The 2200-nt window shown below is 73.4% G+C and carries 2 protein-coding genes and 1 pseudogene; 1 reads left to right on the top strand and 2 read right to left on the bottom strand.

Features of this window, described 5'->3' with window-relative positions; translation table 11 throughout:
• The first annotated feature begins 259 nt into the window (after positions 1-259).
• On the top strand, positions 260-970 hold the full coding sequence (locus AB0C29_RS44845; RefSeq protein WP_360833972.1) for a response regulator transcription factor: 711 nt from the start codon (positions 260-262) through the stop codon (positions 968-970).
• A 90-nt stretch (positions 971-1060) separates the two neighbouring features.
• Here AB0C29_RS44845 and AB0C29_RS44840 read toward each other — a convergent pair whose 3' ends face one another.
• Together AB0C29_RS44840 and AB0C29_RS44835 are read right to left on the bottom strand one after the other, a co-directional pair.
• Positions 1061-1858, bottom strand: a complete 798-nt coding sequence (locus tag AB0C29_RS44840) for a DUF4097 family beta strand repeat-containing protein (RefSeq protein ID WP_360833970.1) — start codon at positions 1856-1858, stop codon at positions 1061-1063.
• A 30-nt stretch (positions 1859-1888) separates the two neighbouring features.
• A pseudogene (locus AB0C29_RS44835) lies at positions 1889-2200 on the bottom strand (hypothetical protein); the annotation flags it as partial.

Here is a 2200-nt window from a genome sequence, read left to right as displayed (position 1 = left end):
ACCAGGCCCGCCCGTCGCGGTCCCAGCCCGCCAAGCGCGGCCGAAACCCGCCCGGTCCGTCCTGCGCCACCGGCGGCTCCCCCGAAGCGCCCCGTCACCGCAGAGCTACCCCGAGCACACCCCACGCCCCGCGCGTCCGAAGGACGACACGTCAGGGCCGTGATCACTGCACGATCCCCTAGGGTGGGCGCGGGGCCGGCCACGGCCCCGAGCAGAGCGGCCCAAGCATCAAGGCCGGCTGAGCGGAGAGGCAAAAGCGGTGACGGGGGTCAACGGCACGGCTCCGGCTGCCCTGGCGAACGGGCGGCCGGTGCGCGTCCTGCTCGTCGACGATCAGCCGATGCTGCGGTCCGGCCTGCGGATGGCCTTCGCCACCAGTGGCGGCGTCACCGTTGTCGGTGAGGCCGGTGACGGACTCGAAGCCGTCGATCTCTCTCGGCGCCTGCTGCCCGATGTCGTACTCATGGATCTCCGCTTGCCCCGGCTGGACGGCCTGGCCGTGACCCGTGCGATCGTCGAGTCCGGGTTGCCGGTCCGGGTGCTGATCCTGACGACGTACGACGCCGACGAGCAGGTCGCCGGGGCGGTGGCGGCCGGCGCCATGGGTTACCTGTGCAAGGACGTGCCGCCGGCGGAGCTGGTTGCTGCTGTCCGTACCGTCGCGGCCGGGGGCGCCGTGGTGGCGCCGGCGATTCTTGCCCGGCTGCTCACCCGGCTGGCCGAGGCTCTGCCCGCGCCGGCCACGACGGCGGCCGCGCCCGCGCTCAAGACGTTGACCGACCGGGAGCGTGAGGTGCTCGCCCACGTGGCCAAGGGCCACTCGAACGCGGAGATCGCCCGGGCCCTCACGGTCAGCGAGACGACGGTGAAGACCCATGTGGGCCACATGCTGACGAAGCTGGGCCTCCGTGACCGCGTCCAAGCCGTCGTCCTGGCCTACGAGACCGGCCTGGTCCGCCCCGGCGGCTGACCGCCGATCCGACCACCCGGCGGCCGGCCGGCGCCGCATCCGGCAGGCCACGAGCCGGGACTCGAACGCCGCCAGTATCCGGCCGAAAGGTCAAGCAGCGGCGCGCAGGTCGCCCATCGCCCGGTGCACGTCGATGTCCCCGCTCGCGGTCCGCACCCGCAGCTCCAACGCCGCCTCCTGCACACCCTCCGCCGGCCCGCCACCCATCGCCAGGTCGCTCGTCGTCGATCCCGAGGCCGTGTTCAGGTCGAGCCAGACCCCGGTCCCCGCGGCCACCCCGACCGAGACGTCGCCGGAGGCCGTCACCAAGCGGGTCTTGCCTCGGCTGACCACCCCCACCTCGACATCGCCCGATGCCGTACCCGCCTGCAGCGACCCGCCGACCCGCCGCATCTCGATGCCCCCGCTCGCGGTGTCCGCCTTGACGTCACCGTTGACGTCACCCACCTTCAGGTCGCCGGACGAGCTGCTGATCCGCAGCGACCCACCGACCCGGTTGACCGCCACCTCACCGCTCGCCGCCTTCAGCGACGCGTCCCCGGTGACCTCGTCCACGAACACATCCGCCGACGCCGCGTTCACTTGCGCGCTCGACCAGCGGCCGGTCGCGCGGACGTCGGCCGACGCCGACTTGGCCGCCAGCGCGCTGTCCAGCGGCACCCGGACCAGGACCCGGACCTTCGGGGTACGGCGCCAGTCCCACGTCGACTCCGGCCCGTGCACGACCAGCGTGTCGCCTTCCAACGCCACCGTGAAGCGGTCCTCGGCGCCGTCCTCCGGCTCGATCTGCACCTGGATGTCGGGCCTGTTCTCGGCCACCAGTTCAGCCGTGCCCCGCTGCACGCGCAGGGACACCGTCACGGGGGTGGAGCGGTCGAACTCGTACATGGTCTTTTCCCTTCAGTTGAAAACAGCAGGTCAGGCTTGGGCGAAGCCGGTGATGCGCTTGCCGGGGCGGCCCCGGCGTGGCGGCTGGGCCGGGGTGCTGCCGGCCGCCGCGGTCACCGCGCGCACCAGCCAGGCGTTGACCGAGATGCCCTCGGCCGCCGCGGACTGCTCGACGTGGGTCTTGAGCGCTTCCGGCATGCGCAGGGTCAGCCGGGCGAGGTCACCACCGTCCGGCGGTGGCGCCGGGGCCGGCTGCTGGTCGAGGTCGGGTTCCGGCGCCGGCTCGGTGACCACCAGGTCCGCGTCGCGGCCGCGGAGGCGGACGTCCACCACCGGTCCGTG

Origin of the sequence: Actinoplanes sp. NPDC048791, assembly GCF_040650095.1 — a bacterium.
GTDB lineage: Bacteria > Actinomycetota > Actinomycetes > Mycobacteriales > Micromonosporaceae > Actinoplanes.
This window is presented reverse-complemented; position numbering and strand designations above follow the sequence as displayed.

Coding starts and splice junctions, on each gene's coding strand:
- AB0C29_RS44840 (WP_360833970.1), bottom strand. CDS start 1,858: ATGTACGAGTTCGACCGCTCCACCCCCGTGACGGTGTCCCTGCGCGTG.